Genomic DNA, 21,877 nt, shown 5'->3' with positions numbered 1-21,877 from the left:
AATATGTATTTAATTATTATTACTATTATTATAAATTATGTAATTATTTAATGTGTTTTCTTGGATTGTTCACTTTTATGTTTTGCCATCGAGCTTGGGTGTATAGGCTTGGTATCATGCCATATTCACTTAACTTTGTGGTTAATGAATCTACAACAGCTTCAAAACATCATCAAAAAGGATCTTTTGAGAGAATATCGGAGTTTCTATCAAATTGGTGCTGTGATGACATTCCTTATTGGTGCCAGCTATCTGGTTTATTTTTTTTCACATAAGGAAACGGTTGAAGAATGGAATCTACTTTTTTGGATGGTGTATCTATTTGTGTGCTTTTTTACGGCTTATAGGGTGTTTGAGGAAGATCTGGTGAAATATAGAGTACTTACTCATCAATTGTACAATCCTTCTATGCTGTATATTTCCAAAAATGTGTTTCTTTTTGTCTTATTATCTGGCCTGGGAATGGTATTGTATTTTATATTTAATATACTTATGCCCCTTCCTGAATTTCGCTTACTTCCTTGGCTCCTTTTAATTTTGTTGTTTAATATTGGATGTTCTGTGATTTTTTGTTTTAATTCTCTTTTATCTGGCCAAGGGGTGAATCAAACTTTGATTTTCACTGTAATGGTTTTACCATTGACTTTCCCCTTGTTCGGTGCAGGATATATCACGAGTCTTGTGCTTTTAAAGGGAGGCGAATTGTTAGATCCAGGTTCTCAGATCAAAATTATTTTAGGAATTAATTTATTTAGTATTGCAATGGTTCAGATGTTGTTGCCCTATATTTGGAAGAATTGATGAAAATTTTGGAAATAAGTTGGTGGAAATGGTTTGCAGTGATCCTGTTTATTTATGTATTGACAAGAGGTTTATTACTTCCTTTAAAACCTGGTATTGTGGATCTCCAGCCTTCCAGAGTTGCTTCTGGAGTACATTCAGTTATTCACATGACAGGTTATAATACCAATTACAGTTTGGACACTCCGAGGGTTTTTTTTAAGATTTCAAACGAATTCCTGGCTATTGCAGATTCAGTCGTAGTTTTGTCTGATACTAGATTGAATATTCACCATAAGTTTCCTCCCTTTCTTCCGGTTAAGCAAAAATTGGTTCAAACAAGTTTAATTGTTGATTCGGAGTTGGATGGTGCCGCTGTCATTCCTTCAAAATTAATTCTTTCTCAAGATTCTATTGATCTTGAAGAAGGAAAAGCTGCTTGGACTTTAAAAGATTCGGTTCATTTTCATCAAAAGCATGCTTTGCGATTTCCATATAGAAATATTTTGTATGAGACCATTCGCAATACATTTTTTCATGTTTCTCTTTGGTTTGCAATGTTTTCTATGATGTTGGGATCGTTAATTTACTCCTTCAGAGTCTTGCGAACTGGAAGCAAATTAGACGATTACAAGGCGTATAGTTTGGTTTTTGTTGCAATCTTATTTGGATCGATGGGTTTGGCTACCGGATCAATTTGGGCAAGATTTACCTGGGATACCTGGTGGACCAATGACATCAAATTGAATATGGCTGCCTTGTCTATGTTAATTTATGTAGCATATTTGATATTGAGGTTTAGCATAGAGGATCCAGACAGAAGGGCCAAAGTGACAGCAGCATATAATGTTTTTGCAGTAGTGGCTATTATACCGCTTATTTTTGTTCTGCCACGGTTGACGGATAGTCTGCATCCTGGAAATGGTGGAAATCCGGCTTTCGGGTCTGAAGATATGGATCACGCTTTAAGATTGGTGTTTTATCCATCTGTTCTGGCTTTTACATTGCTTGGATTTTGGATGGCAGAGCTTTGGCAGCGTGCCTTGCTTTTGGAAGAGGAATTATCAGATTGAATTTCCCGATAAAAAAATGATCAGCAATTAACAAAAATAAGCAGAAATTTGAGCCACTTATGAAAAAAATCAATAAGGTTTTACTTTGTATTTTTCTAATCTCAGAGTCAAGTTATTTGTCTGCTGAGAGTCTGGATTTTATGAGGAGTACAGGAAAAATTAATGTGGTTTATGGGGTGATATTGATCATTTTTTTAGGCATTATCTGGTACTTGATCAAATTAGATAGAAAAATTAGACAACTTGAAATAAATAAAAAGGATGAGCATAAATTCTGAAAATTCATTTTTAGCGAGTGTAAATCGCAATTTTGACAGAGCCGCTGGTTTTACAAATATACCCAAAGGCATATTGGCCCAAATAAAAGCTTGCAATGCAGTTTATGAAATTAGATTTCCAGTTAGAATTGGAGACGAAATACAAGTCATTGAGGCATACCGTGCACAACATAGCCACCACAGGCTCCCAACGAAAGGAGGTATCAGATATAGTCAGCATGTTAATAAAGATGAGGTAGAAGCCTTAGCAGCTTTGATGACTTATAAATGTGCAATTGTAGATGTTCCATTTGGTGGCGCCAAAGGAGGCGTAAAAATAAACCCCTGGCAATATACTGAGGATCAGTTGGAAAGAATTACAAGAAGATATACCACCGAACTTATAAAGAAAAACTTTATCGGACCGGGTATCGATGTGCCCGCTCCGGACTACGGGACAGGCCCTCGCGAAATGGCTTGGATATTGGATACCTACCTTACATTTAAGGGAGGGGAAATAGATGCGGCCGGTTGCGTAACAGGCAAGCCAGTCAATCAAAATGGAATTAGAGGCAGGAATGAAGCAACTGGACGAGGTGTTTTTTATGGTTTACGGGAACTTTGTGACACCGAATCAGCAATGCGAAAACTTGGTTTAACCAAAGGATTGAAAGGTAAGAAAGTCGTCATCCAGGGAATGGGAAATGTGGGCTCTTTTTCGGGCTCAATTATGCAGGAAGAAGGGGGTGTTAAAGTCATCGGAGTGGCTGAATACGAAGGATCTATATACAATCCGGATGGAATCGATGTGAATAAATTACTTGCCTTCAGAAAGGAAACTGGTTCAATTATAAATTTTCCGGGCACAACAACCTTAGAACGCAGAGATTCAGCCTTGGAATTGGAATGTGACATCTTGATTCCTGCGGCTCTTGAAAGTCAAATCACCGCCGAAAATGCCGACAGGATTAAGGCCAAAATAATTGGTGAGGCTGCAAACGGACCAGTTACTGCAGATGCTGAAGAAATTTTATTAAAAAAAGGTATTTTAATAGTGCCAGATATGTACCTCAATGCGGGGGGTGTGACAGTTTCTTATTTTGAATGGCTAAAGAACTTATCGCACATGCGATTTGGCAGAATGGAAAAGAGGTTTGACAGCAATTTATACAGCAGAATGATTGAAAAAGTGGAAGAACTGTCTGGTAAAAGAATTTCTGATAAAGAAAAACTTTTGTTGACTCAGGGAGCGGATGAAATAGATTTGGTGAGATCAGGTCTGGAAGAAACAATGGTTAGCTCTTTTCAACAGATTTGGAAGACTTATGAATCCCGACCGGAGTCCGGAAGTTTAAGGAATGCAGCCTTTATTGTGGCTTTGGAGAAAATATCCAACGATTATGCAAATCTTGGTATATTTCCATAGAAAGAAATTTACCGTTTAAGATCTTAATTTGTCTAAAGTTGATGCTTGTCAATTGTAAAATTGATAACCATCAATTATTTTTCAATTTTATTAAAAAAATGTTAATTGTAATATCCTTTTAAGTAAGCTTAAGAATAAAATTCTAATTTTGAGGTTTATTTAGAATCTTATTGTGTAATTTAAATAAATATTCAATATGAGTGATAAGATTGATAAGGTAGATGTCAAAATTTTAAATATTCTGCAAGAGAATAGCAAAATTACCAATCTTGAGCTTTCCAAGAAAATTGGCCTTTCACCTGCTCCAACCCTGGAAAGGGTTAAAAAGCTTGAGATGTCAGGCGTCATTGAAAGTTATCACGCCGTGGTTAACCCACAAAAAGTGAATTTATTTGTCAGCACCTTTGTATTGGTAAACGTTAAATGGAGTAAGGAAAATGCTTTGTCTAGTTTTATGGATAAAGTCAAAAAAATTGACGAAATCATTGAATGTTTTGTAATAACGGGCGATGCCGATATTTTAATGCGTGTCATCTGTAAAGATATGCAGAGCTATGAGAATCTTTTGTTTAAGAAATTAGCTTCAATCACGGAAGTTGAAAGAATTAAGACATTAATGAATCTTTCGACCATTAAAGCATTGAAAAAGCTACCCATCGTAGTGGAGTAAAATTTAACCAGCACCGTACAAGCAGTCTGAATAAATATGGGTAAAGTATCCAGTCTGCTTTGGCAATTCTCAGATCAGAATAATCATCAGGGCTATCTTTTTGGATCTATTCATTTGGCTTTACCTAACCAGCAATCTTTGCTTGATGCCTTAGAACCTTACATAAGGGAATGTAATTTGGTATTGAATGAAGTAAATTTTGAGTTTCTTCAATCTTCAGATATTTCAAGTTATATTCAAATGAAGGAAGGGCTGTCATATCAAAATTTATTGAGCCCTAAGAAATGGACAAAGCTATATAATGTTTTGCACAAGTATTTAGGGGACGAGATACACTTAGATTTTAGGCAAAAGCCTGTTGTATTATTGAACCTGCTCTCTTGTAAAGTTGCTGGTTTTAGTTTGGATGATCAGCACTTGGATGGGGTCATTTATCAACTCGCCCGGAGATTAAAAATTCCAGCTAGCGGACTTGAAGAATTTGAAAGACATTATTCATATCTAGATAGAATTCCTTTAGAGGATCAAATGCGAGGCCTTGTCAAAGCCGGCAATCATATTTCTGATTTAAGGAGAAAAATTAGAAAAATTATTTTGGCATATTTAAATCAGGATATTCATCTTCTCTACAGGATTAGCAAAAGTCAGTTGGGAAAATGGCGAAAGTGGATGATAAATGAAAGAAATGAAGAAATGTCGGAAGCGTTAATGCAGCAACTTGGTGAATTCAAGCCATTTATTTGTGTTGGAGCAGCACATCTATCTGGGAAATATGGAATGTTAAGAATTTTGAAAAAAAGAGGATTTCAATTGAAACCTATTTTAATTAAACAATGAATTTGAATTTCTGTTTTTTGAGGATGAAATTTATTGTCTTCGGAATAGTTTCAATTCTGTTCTTGGTGTGTAGCACTTCAGGTTTTTCACAAATCAAAAATCAAACACTCTATGGTACTGTAGTGGATAAAAACACAGGTGAGAATCTAATCGGTGTGAATGTTTATGTCAAAGAAAATCCTTCCAATGGCACTGTTACGAATTCATATGGCTTTTACTCAATAAAGTTGACGGAAGCGCCCACTCTTTTGGTATTTTCTTATACTGGATATCAGCAAAGGGAAATTTCCATTCATCTCCAACGTGATAGTACCATTCAGGTGTCTTTAACGGAAGGGGTCTTGTTGGAAGAAATAATAATATCTGCAGAAGATTTGAAAAAAAACATTCAGGCAAATGAAATGGGAACCGTGGATCTCAGCGTGGAGAGGATCAAATCATTGCCCGCTTTATTGGGAGAGGTCGATATCTTAAAAACTTTGCAGTTACTTCCTGGTATATCCTCAGCAACAGAAGGGACCGCAGGGCTTTATGTACGGGGTGGGGGACCTGATCAAAATTTGGTATTGTTGGATGAAGCGGTGGTTTACAATACAGGACATCTTTTGGGATTTTTTAGTGTTTTTAACAGTGATGCCATCAAAAATACCAAATTGATTAAAGGCAGTATGCCCGCTGAGTATGGTAGTCGAATATCCTCTGTGATAGATGTTCAAATGAAAGAAGGCAATAATGAGGATTTCGAAGTAGAGGGAGGCATAGGGCTAATTAGTTCTAGACTCACGATACAAGGACCCATTGCCAAAGGTATGAGCTCTTTTATATTATCTGGTCGCAGAACATATGCTTTGGATCTGGCCCAACCTTTTATTTCGCAAACATCATTTGCTGGAACCAATTATTATTTCTATGATTGGAATGCCAAAGTCAATTATCGCATTAATGCAAAAGATAGAATTTATTTAAGTGGATATTTTGGTAGAGATGTGTTTAAATTTTCAAATAGTGACAGGGGATTCAATGTTAAACTCCCATATGGAAATAGTACAGGTACATTTAGATGGAATCGAGTAATCAGTAAAAATACATTTTCCAATTTATCTCTAATATACAATGACTATAAGTTTAGTTTGCAAGCTGGTCAGGAAGATTTTTTTGTCAATGTAAGATCTGGTGTTGAAGACTACTCTGTAAAGTTTGATGTGGATTATTATCCGGCAACAGCACATCACTTTAAGTTTGGCTCTAGGTATACATTCCATAAATTGACTCCAAATTTGGTAAATGCATCCAATGGTGAAGTTGATTTTTCATCAGGCCTTGTCCCAAAACAAGGACATGAGCTTGAGTTCTATGCCTCTGATGATATAAGATTCAATCGGAAGTTGGGAATAAATGCAGGAGTGCGTCTTACCGGCTTTTTATTTACCGGACCATATACAAGCAGTTTAAATGGTGAGGAATTCGATCAGAATGATATAGTTAAAACATATCTAGTACCTGAGCCGCGTTTGATTTTTAATTATATGCTTAATAAAAATTCATCCTTTAAAGGTGGGTTTTCCATCGCCAGTCAGAACATTCATCTGGTAAGTAATTCCGGTAGCACACTGCCCGCTGATGTGTGGGTTCCGAGCTCTCAAATAGTCAAACCGCAGATTGGATTGCAGTATTCAGCGGGATACTTCAGAAATTTTTTGAATGACGAGATTGAGGCTTCAGTAGAAGTTTATTACAAAGATTTGAGAAATCAGATTGATTACAGGGAAAGTTATGTCGAAAATTTTTCGTCCGAAATCGAAAGAGAATTCGTTTTTGGAAAAGGAAGAGCATATGGATTAGAGCTTTTTATTCAAAAGAAAAAGGGGAGGTGGAATGGTTGGATTGGTTACACTTTGAGTAAAACGGAGAGATGGTTTGATGAAATTGAGGAAGGGAGGATATTTCCAGCAGTATTTGACAGACCCCATGATGTTTCCATTGTTCAATCATTCCAGATTAATAAGAATTGGCAGGTCTCGGGCACTTTTATTTATGCAACCGGAAGGGCATTTACTCCCATTCAGGCTTTATTTATTATTGATGGCAGACCAAACATTGAATATGGCCCACGCAACAGTGCACGTCTTGATGATTACCATCGTTTTGATTTGTCATTTATTTATAAAAAGAAGGCAATGGGTCCAAAAAAATTTACAAGTAGTTGGGCATTTTCATTTTACAATTTATACAATCGACAAAACCCATTTTTCTTTTACACTTCTCTAAACGACAATGTTTTGACAGGTAATGCTGGAGCTACTGCAGTAAAGGTGTCGCTATTTCCGATTATACCTGCTGTCACCTGGAATTTTAATTGGACTTCAAAACAATAAGAAAATGAAATTTAGATTGTATATCGGTTTTTTATTGATTTTAGGATGTTTGGCATGCGAGGAAGAATTTATACCTGATGGTACAAATGTAAATCCTCAGCTTGTAATTGAAGCATATCTTGAAAAATCAAATGAAGGATTTCCTTTCTATTTAATATTAACAAAAACGACTGCATTTTACGATAAATTTTCTGCAGATAGAATACAAGATTTATTTATAAAAGCAGATAGCGCATTTATTGAAGTAAATAGTGAAAGAATTTTATTGGATGAATTATGTTTGAATGACCTACCACCTGACTTAAAGAAATTGGCTCTTGATAGATTGGGATTAAATCCGGATAGTGTGGCAATCGACATTTGCATTTATACAGATTTGTCAGGCACCTTGCAACCATCTGAAGGAAATATATATCAACTGAAAGTGTATGTTAAAGATGAAATAGTGAGTGCTCAGACCACCATTCCATCCCTTGTACCACTTGACTCCATTTGGTTTGAGGATGTTCCGGGAAAGAAATTAGATTCTTTTTTGCAGTTATTTTGCAAAATTAAGGACACGCCAAATGTTTCAAATTATTATAGATTTTTTACCGCAGGTCAAAATGAAAATCTGATCGCAGGATTTACATCTGTAACAGATGATTATTTTTTTGACGGGCAAGAGTTTAAATTTACACTTCAAAAGGCTACTGTTCCTGGTTCATCTTTTTCAGACACTACTGGATATTTTAAATTAGGCGATACCATTCGAGTCAAGTGGTGTACTATCGATAAAGATCATTTTGATTTTTGGAACACGCTCGAGGTAAGTAGAACTAGACAAGGACCTTTTTCATCTTATGTGAGAATCAAATCAAACATTGTGGGTGGATTGGGTATTTTTGGTGGTCAACATTGCAAATATTATTCTGTGGTTGTAAAAAAATAAAGATGGGTAAAATTTCTAAAATTCAAATAGAAGTACATTTGGATGATTTAAATGTTCCGGAGAAGGTCTTATGGACCGCTCAAGATTCAGATTCTGATTCGCCGACTGAGGCCAAAGGATTACTGATATCTATTTTTGAAAAAAGCAGTCTAGACACCTTGAAATTGGATATTTGGACTAAGGAAATGCAGGTGATCGAAATGGATCGGTTTATGTACCAAACATTGAATGCATTGTGTGATAGCTATCTTAAGGCAACCAATAATGTTCAATTGTCCAATGAATTCAAAAGTTTCGTAACACATTTTGGTAAGTCTACAGAAATTGTACCTTGATTTTATAGATTCTTTTCCAATTGACGCACAGAAGTATATTATTACATTTTGATTCTATGGTCACCTGAATAGATATTAAATCCTTCTTTTTTCACAAAACCAATCAAAGTCATACCACTGATCCTGGCCAATTCTACCGCCAGATGGCTGGGAGCTCCGACAGATATCACAATTGGAAATCCAGTTGACATGGCTTTTTGGATGAGTTCAAAACTAGCTCTTCCACTTAACACCAAGATATGATCTGCTGCCGGGACTAGTTGATGTGTCAGACAAAATCCAGTAAGTTTATCCATAGCGTTGTGTCTCCCTACGTCTTCAGCATAGTGGATAAGTGTTTGGTTGAGATCAAAAATGCCGCAGGCGTGAATACCACCAGTTTCATGAAAAACAGTCTGGTGAGATCTCAATTTTTCCGGTAATTCACAAATACTACTTGGATCGATGCATTCATTCAACAATTTAGGGACATAAGCCATATAGTCTAAGGCCAGGTCGATGGCAGTTTTGCCACATACGCCACAACTTGAGTTGGTATAAAAATGTCGGTCAAGGGATTCAATTCTAAGGTTTAATTTCGGATCAACAACCACAATTGCTGTTTGATGTTCTTGTCCCTCTCCATTGCAATTGAACTTAAAATCAATTTCCAGAATATCTGTTTTGGAGGTGATTATATTTTCATTGAAGAGAAAGCCAATTATCAGATCCTTGTCACAACCCGGAGTCCTCATGGTGATGGATATGACTTTTGATTTATCCTGTGCAGCGTCTCTATACCTGGTAACAATTTCCAAAGGTTCTTCCAATGCCAATTTATCTAATTGTTTAGAAATCTGGCCAGATTTCCATTTGAGGATTTCCTGTGAAAATGTTCCTTCTTGAATATTGACCGATCTGAATTTATGAAGGTTCACAGATATTTTAATTTATATGTTTGGAATTGTGGTCACATGGAAGGTCTTGTTCTATGATTAGTTCAGTGAATTGGTCTTGGGTCTGTTCAATTAATCCCTTAAAAAGATCGATTTGATTATTTAACGGTTTTGTCCATCGGGGTTCTGGTATAAAGACCCTGAAGTGATTATTCTGAAATCTGCAAGATGCTTTATTTTCACCATAAATTACAATGGAGACCTTTAAATAATCAGATTGATTTAAACCAAAACTTACATTTAGAGTGAGGATGCCATAGTCTTTTAAATGCTCAACCTCTTCTAATTTCAGCCGAAGTCTGACTTGATTATCTGTTAGTTTAAATTTCATCAAGGACTACAATGTATTGACAAAGGTAGATTTTAAAGCCAAGAATAAAGAAAAGGACTTACTTCACATATTATGTTTAAATGTTTTGGGCATAAAATATTCGTTTAATATATATTAACATTATATGTAATTACCATAAAATCAATAATATATGTCGAAATTGCGAAGTTTTAGTCCTTTCTGCAGAATTGTTGGTGTAAATTTTATTTGAGAATATTAATTATTAACTACCTTTGACATTACAAATAGGAATAGCCTTTTTCTCTGGTCCCATACATTCCGAAATTCCACTTTATTTAAGCAAACAATTATTGAATAAAATATACATATTTTATGCATTATAGATATGTCATTCTGTTTTTGAGCATCTACGCCCAGGATTTATTGGGACAGGATATTCATTTTTCACAATTTAATTACAATTATCATAATTTATCACCGGCATTAACGGGTCAGTTTGACGGGGATCATAGAGTCACTGCCAATTACCGCAATCAATGGTTATCTGTACCTGTACCATATATGACCGCAAGTTTATGGTATGATACCAAATGGAGGTTTACAAGGAGACCCGGAAGAGTTAACTTTGGAATTGGTATGGATTATGACCAGGCGGGAGATTCAAGATTAAATTTAGCTAAACTGGTAGGAAGTATTTCATATAGCCATCATTTTGGTAGTAAGCATATACTTACCCTGGGAGCAAACTCAGCGGTTGCACAAAGAAGATTTAATCAAGAGAAATTGAGATGGGATGTTCAATGGAATGGGGACCGATTTGACCCTACCATTGGATCGATGGAGTCATTCAATCATGTCGGTAGCTTTTTTATGGATCTAAGCGCAGGCTTGGGATATGAATTTTTCTTGACTCGACGGACCAGATTAATGTTGAATGGAGCTGCATTTCATTTAAATCAACCCAATCAAAGTTTTGATGGTGCTGGCAATGTTCAATCCAAGCTTCCAATAAGGTTTGCGGGTACAATGTTGGTATCTATTGGACTGGGATCTTTTCTGGACCTTTCTATTGGAGGTATGCATGGAAAACAGGATGTTTATCAAGAAACAGTTCTCTCCAGTATGATTCGATTGTATTTGAACAAGACGCCTGGTCAGGTTTTAAATCTTTTAGTTGGCCTAAATTCAAGGTTGAAGGATGCGATGATCCCTCATATCGGAGTTGAATACAAAAATTGGTTAATCTCAGGTAGTTATGATATGAATACCTCGGCTTTTCAGACAGCTACTCGGAGAAGAGGAGGACCGGAAATTACTGTGCAACACATCTTTAAAGGGGTGAAAAGTCCTGGTGTTTACAAAAAATGTCCTATTTATTAATTGATAATAGAAGTCTTTCATGCTCAAACATATTGTCATATTTTTTTCTTGCTGTATATTAATTAGCCCTATAAGTGCACAGACTTACGCATCCTTTGGAAAATATTGGGAACCAATCCATCACTCGATCATTAAGCAGAATTATTATGAAGCTTATACCTTGATACAGGATGCTTTAAAATACAAGGTTCAACAAGATACATTGCATTATTTGGCTGGACAATCCGCGTTCGCACTAAATGCGTTTCAGAAAGCTGAGTTTCATTATCGCCAAATTACCAATTCGGATTTTGAAGATCGGCATCCCGAAGTTAGATTTCTTTTGGCAGAATCTGTATTCAGACAGGGTAGGTATCAAGAAAGTCAAAATTTATTCCAAACATTCATTGGTCAGGAAGTTGATACCGGTGATATTTTAAACAATGCAAAATTTAGACTGGAACAGATAAAATGGGCAAGAGAAAATTTGAGCAAGAAAAATGCACTTATCAAAACCAAAAGACTGGAAGGCCCAATAAATACAAGAGAAAATGAATCAGCTCCAATAGAAATGAATCAAAAAATCTATTACTCTGGATTGAGGGTTGATCCAAAGGATAAATCTAAATGGCAGATGCCAGGAAGTAAGATATTAAAGTTTGATGAATTGAACAATGAAATGGATTCAGTTGAAGCAGGGCTATTGGACAACAAAAGCTTTATAGCCCATCCGGCATTCAATCGAGATCAAACCAAGTTTATTTTTACCATTTGTAACTATTCAGAAAACAATACTTCACTACTTTGTGAATTGTGGGTCAAACTGAAAAATAATGATGATTGGTCCAAGGCGATTAGGTTAAGTGAAGAGGTAAATTATCCTGGGTATTCTTCTACACAAGCTAAATTTTCATACGACGAAATCGCAGAATTAGACAGGATTTACTATTCAAGCAATAAGCCCAATGGAAAGGGAGGGTATGATGTGTACACAGCATTAATGTCTCATGACGGTCAGGTAAGCAAATCGGAAAATCTTGATTTTTTGAATACATCCAAAGATGAATATACACCTTTTTATGTTTCAACCTCAAAGACCCTGTATTTCAGCAGCGATGGCTATCCAGGTTTTGGTGGCCAGGATGTGTTTAAGTTTAGTTGGAGAGGAAAAGATTCTTTAAAGGTCATCAATATGGGATCTTCTGTCAATACCAGTTATGACGAGCTTGGTTTTTCTCAAGGATCTGTATCAAGGTCTGCATATATGACTTCAAATAGACCAGGATCTTTTTACATTGACGAAGTGATGCAAGCTTGTTGTTACGATATATACAAGCTTACTATCACACCAGCTACTATTGAGATGTTTGCCTACACAAAAGATGCCTTTGATTCACTTGATCTAAATGGAGTCAGCTTAAAACTCTATGACATCACTGAAGGTGACTCCTTGGTGACCAAGTTGAATTTTCCGGATAGATCAGATTATAATTTCAAACTGATTGAGGATAGAAAATACAAATTGGTGGCAGAAAAAAGTGGTTTCTTACCGGATTCGGTTTTGATTTCAACCATTGATTTACATGATCACAGTCCGATTAAGAAAAATCTCTATTTAAGAGAAGAAAAGAAGTTGAATGTTTATACTTTCGAGAAAACCACCAATGCTTTATTGAAGGGTGTAGTTGTTCAGCTTTGGGATCTAGATAACAAAATCTTATTACAGGAAGTCCTTAATCCAGATTCAAATGACTTTCACTTTACCCTAATTAAAGGAACAAACTATAAACTTTCAGCCACTAAAAATAAGTACGAGTCAACAGAATTATTGATTTCTTCCAAAGAAACAGCTGACGAACCCATTTTAAACCGAAAACTATTTTTGGAGTTGAGTGCTATCGCTGAACTCAGAAAATTATTACCCATCCGTTTATTTTTTGACAATGACATGCCCAATCCAAGATCTGAATCAGATACAACCAATGTCCTTTTTTCGAAAATATACAATGACTATGTGAGCAAAAAGGATATTTATATAAAGGAATTTACCAAAGGTATTAGGGGTGTTGCAAAGGAAAAGGCTGTTCAGGAATACAATACGTTTTTTGAACAGGATGTCAAATTGAATGGCGATAAGTTGGAAATTTTTATGGATAAACTTTTGATAATATTACAGGAAGGTCACGAAATTGACATTTTTCTGAAAGGTTATGCATCTCCTCGCGCTAAATCAGATTACAATCAGAAATTGTCATCCCGTCGGGTAAACAGTATAAGAAATGAATTTGACATTTACAATCAATCATCGTTCCATGATTTTATTGTGAGTAAGAATTTGGAAATTGTTGAAATTCCATACGGTGAATCCAAGGCATCGACTGATGTTAGTGATAGCCTGGAAGATACGAGGAATTCCATCTACAATCTAAAGGCAGCATATGAAAGAAGGGTTGAAATATTGGAAATTTTGAAAGGAGTTGATGATGATAGTAGGTTATAAAATTGAAATTTTGTCTAATATAAATGATAAAAAAATGGTAGATCCATTACGCAGAGTTTTTATACTTTTGATGGCATTTTTTTCATTCACTCTTGTGAATGAATTGAAGGGGACACATATCGTTGGTGGTCAGATAACGTATTATTGCAGCAATATGAAAACCAATGAATACACTATTTTATTGACATTGAGGAGAGATTGTTTTCTCGGTTCTCCGGAGGCAGAATTTGATGATCCAGCACATATAGGAATTTTTGATAGCAAAGGAAATGTGTTAAGAGATTTGGGTCGTTTTGGAGTTATAACGATTCCATTCAGCAAAGATGATACACTGAATGAAATTCTGAGAACAGAATGTGAGGTTGTGGGGGGTGACGTTTGTGTTCACACAACCACTTATGTTGGGAAAGTAATATTGCCAATTCGATCTGGAGGCTATATTTTGGCCTATCAAAGATGCTGTAGAAATAGTTCAATTACGAATATACTAGATCCAATTTATACAGGCGCAACCTATACACTTGTGATTACCGAAGCGGGATTGCGTAGATGTAATTCTGGCCCAGCAATAGGAGAGTGGCCACCTGTTTATGTTTGTGGTGATAGACCAGTTAATTTTCAAATGAATGCGTTAGATTCAAGAGACACCCAGCACAAGGATTCCTTTTATTATTATTTCTGCGCGCCTTATGTTGGAGCAGATACTGCCAACTCTAAACCATCCACGCCAAGACAACCTTTACAAGAACCAGTGCAGTACAAACAACCCTATTCTGTTTTGGACCCTATGGGTGGGCCCATACCCCTTCAGATCAATCGGGCAACGGGACTTATCACAGGACAGCCTGATCCCATCATCGGTCAGTATCTCATTGGAGTTTGTGTAAGTGAGTTTGATAGCAATGGTGTATTGCTTTCAATTACCAGAAGAGATTTTCAATACAACGTCAGGATTTGTACCACAAATCCTGTTTCAAATTTTGACACGGACCGCGATGTTATTTGTGATCAGAACTTAACAGTTAACTTTACGAATAAGAGTAGGAACACAAAAGATTATACTTGGCTATTTGACTATCCAAATTTGAATCCAGCAAGTAAGGACACAAATCCAAGCTATACATTTCCAGGGCCTGGAAAGTATAAAGTGGCACTTGTTGGAATCCGAGCCAAAGATTGTATTGATACCAGCTATAAAGATATTTATATCTATGATTCTACACAGCTTGGTGCAGATTTTGATTTAGGTTTTGGGCCATGTAGAGATTCAATTTTTTTAAATGTTCGAGACAAATCATTTGATTCTCTACTTGGAATTAAAAACTGGATGTGGGAATTGGAGATCCAGGGAAAAAAATATTCAGCAAGTGATCGAAATCCAAATTTTACAATAACTGATACTGGTCAGGCTAAATTAAAATTGTGGATTGAATCCAATGGAGGATGTTTGGACTCTATTGATAAAACATATAATATAAATAGTTTAAAGCCTGATTTTCCTTCAGGTGGAATCCCTATTTGTATTGGAGAATCAACTAAAATTATCAATAATCCTGATAACCGATTTAGTTATAATTGGTCGCCCTCCAAGTGGATCAATTGTACGGACTGCCCTGATCCCATTGCAACTCCAGATAGTACAATTACATACTATGTAACCATTACCGATGGACAATGCACAGAAGTTGATTCTGTAATCATCAGGGTGAATGAATTGTTGGATATTGATATTTTGGGAGATACTGTAATCTGTCAGGATACTTTTACCTTGAGAGCTTCTGGCGGAGTTCCAAGCAGTATTGAATGGTCAACATCGCGAGATTTTACAAATATTTTTAATCAGGGCAACCCCACTCTAAGAGTTGGAGTGCCGGATCGCCAAACATTTTATTTAAGGGCAATGTCAGCTGAAAATTGCGCTGGAATGGATAGTATATCTGTTCGAAATGAAAAGGTAATAACAGATACGGAATCCAATGATTTTAAATTTTGTGAAGGTGATACTTTCAAATTGTTTTTGTCAAATCTGCGACCGGAACACCGATTGAACTATATATGGTCCCCAAATAATTGGGTGTTAAGCGGACAAGGTACTGATACCATTGTGGCTTTTTATCCATTTTGTGACGACCAGAAATATATCGTTAATGTAGAGAATCAGTTCAAATGCAGAGGAGTTGATACTGTGAATATTGATATGATCTGTAAGCCGAAAGCAACATTTGAAGTTGATAAAAATTGTGACAATACACTGGTTAGTTTTATTAACAGCAGTGAACCCGGCAATTATGTTTGGATTTTTGGAGATGGTGATACCAGCACAGCTCAAAATCCCATTCATGAATACAGGGATACAGGAACTTATTTGGTGACCCTGATCGTAAGAGCTGAATGTAATAATCAAATTAGCAAATTTATTAATGTAGGTTTTGTTAAAGTGAATTTGGTGGACACTATTTTGAGTTGCAATAAGGAACCAGTTTATCTCAATCCAGATCCCGATTTGAGTTATAATTATTTGTGGTCTCCACCTGATTTCTTGGACAATATCAATAGTCCTAACCCACTTGCTAGTGTTCCGGAAACCAAAACTTATGTAGTGAGAATCTCTGATAAAAGATTACCCGATTGTTTTATTGAAAGACCTGTGACTGTATTTGTACCTCCACCCATAGAATTAGAGGTGAATAACGATACTGTTCTTTGCCACCCTGTGGATCTTTTGCTTGAAGCAAGAACAAAACAACTTGCAAAAGTGGAATGGTTGGATGGAATAGGTAGATTTTTGGGAGATGGGTATCAAGTGCTTAGACATTTTAAAGACTCACAATATATTAGAGCTTTTGCAACTGATATTTTTGGGTGTACAGATGTTGATTCATTTCGGGTGATTCCCATTGATACGAATTATGATATTATTGGAAGAATGAACTTCTGTTTGGGATCAGATGGCAAAATTGAATTTGTGCCTTTGGATGGCCATAGATATACTTTCGAATGGTCTCCCGATCGATATATTGTCAATAAGCAAAATGCAAATGAATACGTCATTGTAAAACCAGAAGATACAACAGTCTTTTATGTGGACTTTACCAATGAATATGGATGTAAATACCGAGATAGTTTTCAAGTGAACATCAGCAAGTTTGTGCCACCTCTTTTTGCATGGGCAGATGATGATACGATTTATTTGGGTCAAAGTACAACACTTCACGTTACTGGCGGATTTAGTGGTTATGAATGGTTAAATCCTCAACGTCCTCCTGTTTTAGATTGTATTTTTTGCACAGATCCAATTGCCACACCCAAGACCTCTTCAGTTTTTAGGGTAAAGGCCATCAATGAGGATATGTGTGAAGATATTGCGGAGGTTTCCGTGTTTGTTATTTTACCAAACTGTGATGAATCTGATGTCTTTATACCCAATATATTTTCTCCAAATGGCGATAATCTCAACGATGAATTCAGAGTTCGAAGTAATTTCGTCGAGGAATTGGAAATGTATATATATAATCGATGGGGTGAAAAAGTATTCGAATCAAGAGATGTTAATCAAGGTTGGGATGGTACTTACATGGGGCAGGACTTGGCCCCGGACGTTTATGCCTATTACTTTAAGGTATTGTGCGTCGATGGACAAACCTACTTCAAAAAAGGCAATGTGACTTTAGTCAGATAACCAGGGCTTTTTGTATAGATATGATCCATTATTTTATGATTCTATCATACGGGTGGAATATTCTATCTATCTTTACATATTATTGCGTAAAATAATATGTTTATATGAATCATGTTGTTTCTCAGCGTTTTATAGAATGTTACCACGAGCTATTGGAAACAAATTTAGTCAAAAGTGCTCGTCAATTTGCATTGTCTTTGGAAGTTCTTCCGCAAACCATGCATGAGATATTGAAGGGTAGAAGAGATGTTAATGTAGAACTGATTCAGAAAGCTGTCGAAATTTTTCAGGTAAACCCATCTTTTCTATTCCAGGGTATTAGGCCATTGTTTCTTGGATATGACTCTAGTCAAAATTTTAAAATTTTAACCATATTTTCAGACAGGAAGGGAAAAGAATCGATTGTCCATGTACCTGTAGCTGCTCAGGCCGGATATCCCGGGCTAGGTTCGGATCCTCTGTTTATAGATGAATTACCGAAATATAGTTTGCCTGATTTAAAGTTTACATCAGATGGAACTCTGCGCTCTTTTGAAGTTTCCGGCGAAAGTATGAGCCCAACGATTGAACATGGCGATTTGATTATTTGCAGGTATTTGCACCCATTCTATTGGGAAAATCAATTAAAAAACGGACCAATTTATGTCATTATAACACAGCAGGATGTATTGGTAAAGCGCGTTTCTAACCTATTGAGATCAGAAAAAAAATTATTGCTATATTCGGATAATGTGGGTTTTGGATCTTATTCAATACCTGGTCCAGAGATCAAAGAGATATGGCATGTGTGTGCCAAAATCTCTACAAAACTTGATCTTCCGACAATTTCTGAAAATAGTTCTAATGAACAACTCAAATCCATTATTTCCAAACAAACTCATTTGTTGGAACAAATTCTTCAAAAAGTCTAGAGAGATTAACTAACCAGAAGGGCAGACAATTCAATTTAAACCATCCTATCTACGAAAACTTTCGTATTTTTGCATTTAAATGATATCAACGGTATGTACAGAAAAACTTTTGTTTTACTATTTTTATTTCTTGCTATAATTTGTACGGCACAGGAAGCAAGATTGCTGAGATTCCCGGCCACCCATTCAGGTAAAATAGCTTTTACTTATTCGGGTAATATTTATCTGGTTTCTACGGAGGGTGGACTGGCGAGAAGACTAACCAGCCATGAAGGAATGGAAATATTTCCCAGATTTTCACCCGATGGATCCAAAATTAGTTTTACAGGTCAATATGATGGAAATTCTGAGATTTATACCATGCCATCCGAGGGAGGCACCCCATCAAGAGTTACATTTTCAGCAACACTTGGAAGAGATGATGTATCGGATAGAATGGGGCCAAACAATATCTGTATGGGTTGGAAGGATCATCAAACTGTGGTGTTTAGGTCAAGATGGAAAGATTTTAATGATTGGAAAGGTCAACTCTATACGGTAGATATCAATGGTTCTATGCCAGAGAAACTTCCCTTGCCACATGGAGGATTTTGTTCTTTTTCACCAGACAAGAAAAAACTCGCATTTAATAGAACCTTTAGAGAATTCAGAACCTGGAAAAGGTACAGAGGCGGACAGGCAGACGAGATTTGGGTGTTTGATTTTGAATCTAAGCAAACAGCAAAAATAACGGACAGCAACGCCCAAGATATTTTCCCCATGTGGCACGGGGATAAGATTTACTTTTTATCCGACAGGGACAGTCGCATGAATTTATATGAGTATGATTTAAAATCAAAATCAACCATTAAGTTAACAGATTTTAAAGAGTTTGACATCAAGTTTCCCTCACTTGGAGACAAGGCCATTGTTTTCGAAAATGGGGGATATATTTATTTGTTTGATCTGAAGACAAAAAAGCTTGATAGAGTGAATATCCAGATTAAAGAAGATATGTCTGAGGGTAGAAACAAATGGATCAATGCAAAGGATAATATATATTCATTCGATATTTCACCTGATGGAAACCGAATGGTTTTTTCTGCCAGAGGTGAAATTTTTACAGTACCTTCAAAAAATGGTCCCACCCGCAATTTAACCCAATCATCAGGAGCCCATGACAGGTCTGTTGCTTGGTCTCCAAATGGAGAATTTATCGCATTTGTTTCAGACAGAAGTGGTGAAGATGAAGTTTACATACAAAAATCAGATGGTTCTGAAAAAATGGAACAATTGACATTTCAAAGTAAAAATTACAAGTATGATCCGGTGTGGTCACCCGATGGATCAAAATTGATGTATAGTGACAGAAATCAAAATTTGTATATCATCAATGTAAAAGAAAAAAAAGAAAAGCAAATTTTTCAATCTGATGTTTTTGAACTGAGAAATTATACATGGTCTCCGGATAGTCGATTTGTTTGTTTTACAAATCCAGTAAGAAAAGGTAAGACTGTGGTGAATATTTATTCGTTGGAGGATCAGAAAATGCACACTGTTACAGAACCCTGGTTTGACTCTTTTTCACCTGAGTTTAGCTCAGATGGAAAATATCTCTATTTTATATCTAGAAGAACTTTTAACCCTTCATATAACAATCTTGAATGGAACCATGCCTATTTTGATATGGCTAAACCATATTTGATTCCGTTGAATAAATCTGTTAAAAATCCATTCGCTCCTAAATCTGATGAAGTAACTATTACAAAAGAAAAGGAATTGGATGAAAGGAAAGAGGGTGAATCAAAATTAAAAGAAGCACCATCCGGTAAAACTGGTTTAGCAGCAGTGAAAGACTCTGTTTTAAAATCTTCAAGTGGGGTTAAAAATATTCAAATTGATTTTGATGGAATTTTCGACCGTGTCGTTGAGATTCCTGTGAATGCTGGAAATTACTTTTCTCCAATGAGCGTAGACGATAAACTATATTACTTTAGATCGTCCTTGAAGGAAAGCCCAAAACTTTGTGTTTATGATTTAAAAAACCAAAAGGAGACAGAGTTGGCTGAAAAAATCAATGGAGCAGTAATTAGTGCAGATCGTAAAAAGATGGCTTTACATTCTCAGGGAAAATACTATATTGTTGATTTGCCCAATTCAAAATTGAGTTTGGATCAATCTTTGAATTTGGACCAAATGAAAGTAAATCTTGACAAGAAGGAAGAATGGAAGCAAATTTATTATGAGTGTTGGAGACAAATGAGGGATTTTTTCTACGATCCAAAAATGCATGGTGTGGATTGGGTATTGATGAGGGATCGATATGCAAGTTTGTTGCCTTATGTCAATCACCGGATTGATCTTACTTACATTATTGGAGAATTGATAGGAGAGCTAAATTGCGGTCATGCTTATGTTGGTGGGGGTGATTATGTCAAAGCAGAAAGAATTCAAATGGGTCTTCTTGGAGCAGATTTGGTCAAAGATGCTTCCGGATATTTTAAAATTGTTAAATTGTATAAAAGTCAGAACTGGGATAAATCTGTCCGATCTCCCTTGACAGATCTTGGGGTGGATGCCAAGGAAGGAGAGTTTATTACAGAGATCAATGGATTTGACTTAAAGAATATTTCCAATATTTTTAGTCTTTTGGTAGGTAAGGCCAACCAACAAGTTAGTTTGAAATTGAGTAGCAAGGCTGATGGCTCAAATGCGCGTTCTGTAGCTGTTGTTCCTATCGCTGATGAGCAGAGTTTATTGTATTATTCCTGGGTTCAAAATAATATTGATAAAGTGAATAAAGCCACCAATGGAAGGGTAGGATACATCCATATACCAAATATGGGTTCTGATGGATTGAATGAGTTTGTTAAGTACTTTTATGCTCAGCTTTCAAAAGAGGGAGTCATTCTAGATGACCGCGGCAATGGAGGAGGCAATGTCAGTCCACATATCATCGAACGTCTTAGAAGAGAGCCTGTCCAAATCACGAGAGCAAGAAACGCAGCGCCTGTTTTTGAACCAACAGATCAGATAGTAGGACCCAAAGTTGCATTGATCGATGAATACTCTGCAAGTGACGGTGATATTTTTGCATATCGCTTTAAAAAATCAAAATTAGGACCTGTGATTGGAAAGAGATCTTGGGGGGGGGTGGTCGGTATCCGAGGCACCTTGCCCATTGTAGATGGTGGATTTCTCAACAGACCGGAATTTGCCCGATATGATGTAGATGGGAAAGATTGGCAAATTGAAGGTCATGGAGTTGATCCGGATATCGTGGTAGACAATGATCCATATCTCCAATTCTCAGGAGAGGATCAACAGTTGGATGCTGCCATCCAATATATGCTAGATCAATTAAAGGGAAAGCAATTTAAAGAAACCGACCCTCCTCCATATCCGAAGAAGTAATTCTAACCAGTTTAGTCCTCAAAAGGGGAACGTTGGTCGATCATTTTTAATTAGATTAATAACCTTATTTATTTTTGCATCCATTTTAAAAAATTGGTCTAGGATGAAATATTGCTTTTTCTTG

General features: G+C 36.2%; 15 protein-coding genes. 13 read left to right on the top strand and 2 right to left on the bottom strand.

All coding sequences use genetic code 11. The features are described from left to right. Positions 1-144 precede the first annotated feature (144 nt). The 8 genes from IPM48_13500 (at position 145) to gldC (ending at position 8,684) form a co-directional block, all read left to right on the top strand. Positions 145-801, top strand: coding sequence for a hypothetical protein (locus IPM48_13500; protein MBK9272602.1), 657 nt, complete (start codon positions 145-147; stop codon positions 799-801). Continuing rightward, the gene (gene ccsA / locus IPM48_13495; protein MBK9272601.1) at positions 801-1,853 is read left to right on the top strand and encodes a cytochrome c biogenesis protein CcsA; all 1,053 of its coding nucleotides are present in this window, start codon (positions 801-803) and stop codon (positions 1,851-1,853) included. The genes IPM48_13500 and ccsA overlap by 1 nt, the downstream gene beginning before the upstream one ends. A gap of 261 nt (positions 1,854-2,114) precedes the next feature. Further along, the gene (locus IPM48_13490; GenBank protein ID MBK9272600.1) at positions 2,115-3,536 is read left to right on the top strand and encodes a Glu/Leu/Phe/Val dehydrogenase; all 1,422 of its coding nucleotides are present in this window, start codon (positions 2,115-2,117) and stop codon (positions 3,534-3,536) included. Positions 3,537-3,732: 196 nt separating this feature from the next. After that, a complete protein-coding gene (locus IPM48_13485) occupies positions 3,733-4,206 on the top strand; it encodes an Lrp/AsnC family transcriptional regulator (protein ID MBK9272599.1) in 474 nt (157 codons plus the stop codon). A gap of 36 nt (positions 4,207-4,242) precedes the next feature. Next, positions 4,243-5,043, top strand: coding sequence for a TraB/GumN family protein (locus IPM48_13480; protein MBK9272598.1), 801 nt, complete (start codon positions 4,243-4,245; stop codon positions 5,041-5,043). Next, complete coding sequence (locus IPM48_13475; protein MBK9272597.1) at positions 5,040-7,418, top strand: TonB-dependent receptor; 2,379 nt, start codon at positions 5,040-5,042, stop codon at positions 7,416-7,418. The genes IPM48_13480 and IPM48_13475 overlap by 4 nt, the downstream gene beginning before the upstream one ends. Positions 7,419-7,422: 4 nt before the next feature. After that, positions 7,423-8,349 (top strand): DUF4249 domain-containing protein, encoded by a 927-nt coding sequence (locus IPM48_13470; GenBank protein MBK9272596.1) that lies wholly within the window; start codon positions 7,423-7,425, stop codon positions 8,347-8,349. Positions 8,350-8,351: 2 nt separating this feature from the next. Next, entirely contained in the window at positions 8,352-8,684 is a 333-nt protein-coding gene (gene gldC / locus IPM48_13465) for a gliding motility protein GldC (GenBank protein MBK9272595.1), read from the top strand. A gap of 41 nt (positions 8,685-8,725) precedes the next feature. Here the strand turns inward: gldC and IPM48_13460 are convergent, their stop codons facing one another. Both IPM48_13460 and IPM48_13455 read right to left on the bottom strand, forming a co-directional pair. Next, positions 8,726-9,601, bottom strand: a complete 876-nt coding sequence (locus IPM48_13460; protein ID MBK9272594.1) for a formate dehydrogenase accessory sulfurtransferase FdhD — start codon at positions 9,599-9,601, stop codon at positions 8,726-8,728. Positions 9,602-9,608: 7 nt separating this feature from the next. Further along, positions 9,609-9,950, bottom strand: a complete 342-nt coding sequence (locus IPM48_13455; GenBank protein ID MBK9272593.1) for a hypothetical protein — start codon at positions 9,948-9,950, stop codon at positions 9,609-9,611. 333 nt (positions 9,951-10,283) lie between these two features. Between IPM48_13455 and IPM48_13450 the strand changes: the two genes are divergently transcribed. The 5 genes from IPM48_13450 (at position 10,284) to IPM48_13430 (ending at position 21,753) form a co-directional block, all read left to right on the top strand. Then, complete coding sequence (locus IPM48_13450; protein ID MBK9272592.1) at positions 10,284-11,291, top strand: PorP/SprF family type IX secretion system membrane protein; 1,008 nt, start codon at positions 10,284-10,286, stop codon at positions 11,289-11,291. A gap of 19 nt (positions 11,292-11,310) precedes the next feature. Beyond that, on the top strand, positions 11,311-13,770 hold the full coding sequence (locus IPM48_13445; protein MBK9272591.1) for a hypothetical protein: 2,460 nt from the start codon (positions 11,311-11,313) through the stop codon (positions 13,768-13,770). 34 nt (positions 13,771-13,804) lie between these two features. Next, on the top strand, positions 13,805-17,449 hold the full coding sequence (locus IPM48_13440) for a gliding motility-associated C-terminal domain-containing protein (GenBank protein MBK9272590.1): 3,645 nt from the start codon (positions 13,805-13,807) through the stop codon (positions 17,447-17,449). A 104-nt stretch (positions 17,450-17,553) separates the two neighbouring features. Beyond that, positions 17,554-18,360: a LexA family transcriptional regulator gene (locus tag IPM48_13435; protein ID MBK9272589.1), complete on the top strand. Its 807-nt coding sequence runs from the start codon at positions 17,554-17,556 to the stop codon at positions 18,358-18,360. A 93-nt stretch (positions 18,361-18,453) separates the two neighbouring features. Next, positions 18,454-21,753 carry a PD40 domain-containing protein gene (locus IPM48_13430; protein MBK9272588.1) on the top strand — a complete coding sequence of 1,100 codons (3,300 nt, stop codon included), beginning with the start codon at positions 18,454-18,456 and terminating at the stop codon, positions 21,751-21,753. The last annotated feature ends 124 nt before the right edge of the window (positions 21,754-21,877 follow it).

The organism is Saprospiraceae bacterium (assembly GCA_016715965.1).
GTDB lineage: Bacteria > Bacteroidota > Bacteroidia > Chitinophagales > Saprospiraceae > Vicinibacter.
Note: the sequence above shows the minus strand (reverse complement) of the source record. Positions and strands in the feature narration are given on the sequence as shown.

What these genes read in the sequence shown, in the direction of transcription:
- IPM48_13500 (MBK9272602.1), top strand. Translation starts at nt 145, where the DNA reads ATGAATCTACAACAGCTTCAAAACATCATCAAAAAGGATCTTTTGAGA.
- ccsA (MBK9272601.1), top strand. Translation starts at nt 801, where the DNA reads ATGAAAATTTTGGAAATAAGTTGGTGGAAATGGTTTGCAGTGATCCTG.
- IPM48_13490 (MBK9272600.1), top strand. Translation starts at nt 2,115, where the DNA reads ATGAGCATAAATTCTGAAAATTCATTTTTAGCGAGTGTAAATCGCAAT.
- IPM48_13485 (MBK9272599.1), top strand. Translation starts at nt 3,733, where the DNA reads ATGAGTGATAAGATTGATAAGGTAGATGTCAAAATTTTAAATATTCTG.
- IPM48_13480 (MBK9272598.1), top strand. Translation starts at nt 4,243, where the DNA reads ATGGGTAAAGTATCCAGTCTGCTTTGGCAATTCTCAGATCAGAATAAT.
- IPM48_13475 (MBK9272597.1), top strand. Translation starts at nt 5,040, where the DNA reads ATGAATTTGAATTTCTGTTTTTTGAGGATGAAATTTATTGTCTTCGGA.
- IPM48_13470 (MBK9272596.1), top strand. Translation starts at nt 7,423, where the DNA reads ATGAAATTTAGATTGTATATCGGTTTTTTATTGATTTTAGGATGTTTG.
- gldC (MBK9272595.1), top strand. Translation starts at nt 8,352, where the DNA reads ATGGGTAAAATTTCTAAAATTCAAATAGAAGTACATTTGGATGATTTA.
- IPM48_13455 (MBK9272593.1), bottom strand. Translation starts at nt 9,950, where the DNA reads ATGAAATTTAAACTAACAGATAATCAAGTCAGACTTCGGCTGAAATTA.
- IPM48_13450 (MBK9272592.1), top strand. Translation starts at nt 10,284, where the DNA reads ATGCATTATAGATATGTCATTCTGTTTTTGAGCATCTACGCCCAGGAT.
- IPM48_13445 (MBK9272591.1), top strand. Translation starts at nt 11,311, where the DNA reads ATGCTCAAACATATTGTCATATTTTTTTCTTGCTGTATATTAATTAGC.
- IPM48_13440 (MBK9272590.1), top strand. Translation starts at nt 13,805, where the DNA reads ATGGTAGATCCATTACGCAGAGTTTTTATACTTTTGATGGCATTTTTT.
- IPM48_13435 (MBK9272589.1), top strand. Translation starts at nt 17,554, where the DNA reads ATGAATCATGTTGTTTCTCAGCGTTTTATAGAATGTTACCACGAGCTA.
- IPM48_13430 (MBK9272588.1), top strand. Translation starts at nt 18,454, where the DNA reads ATGTACAGAAAAACTTTTGTTTTACTATTTTTATTTCTTGCTATAATT.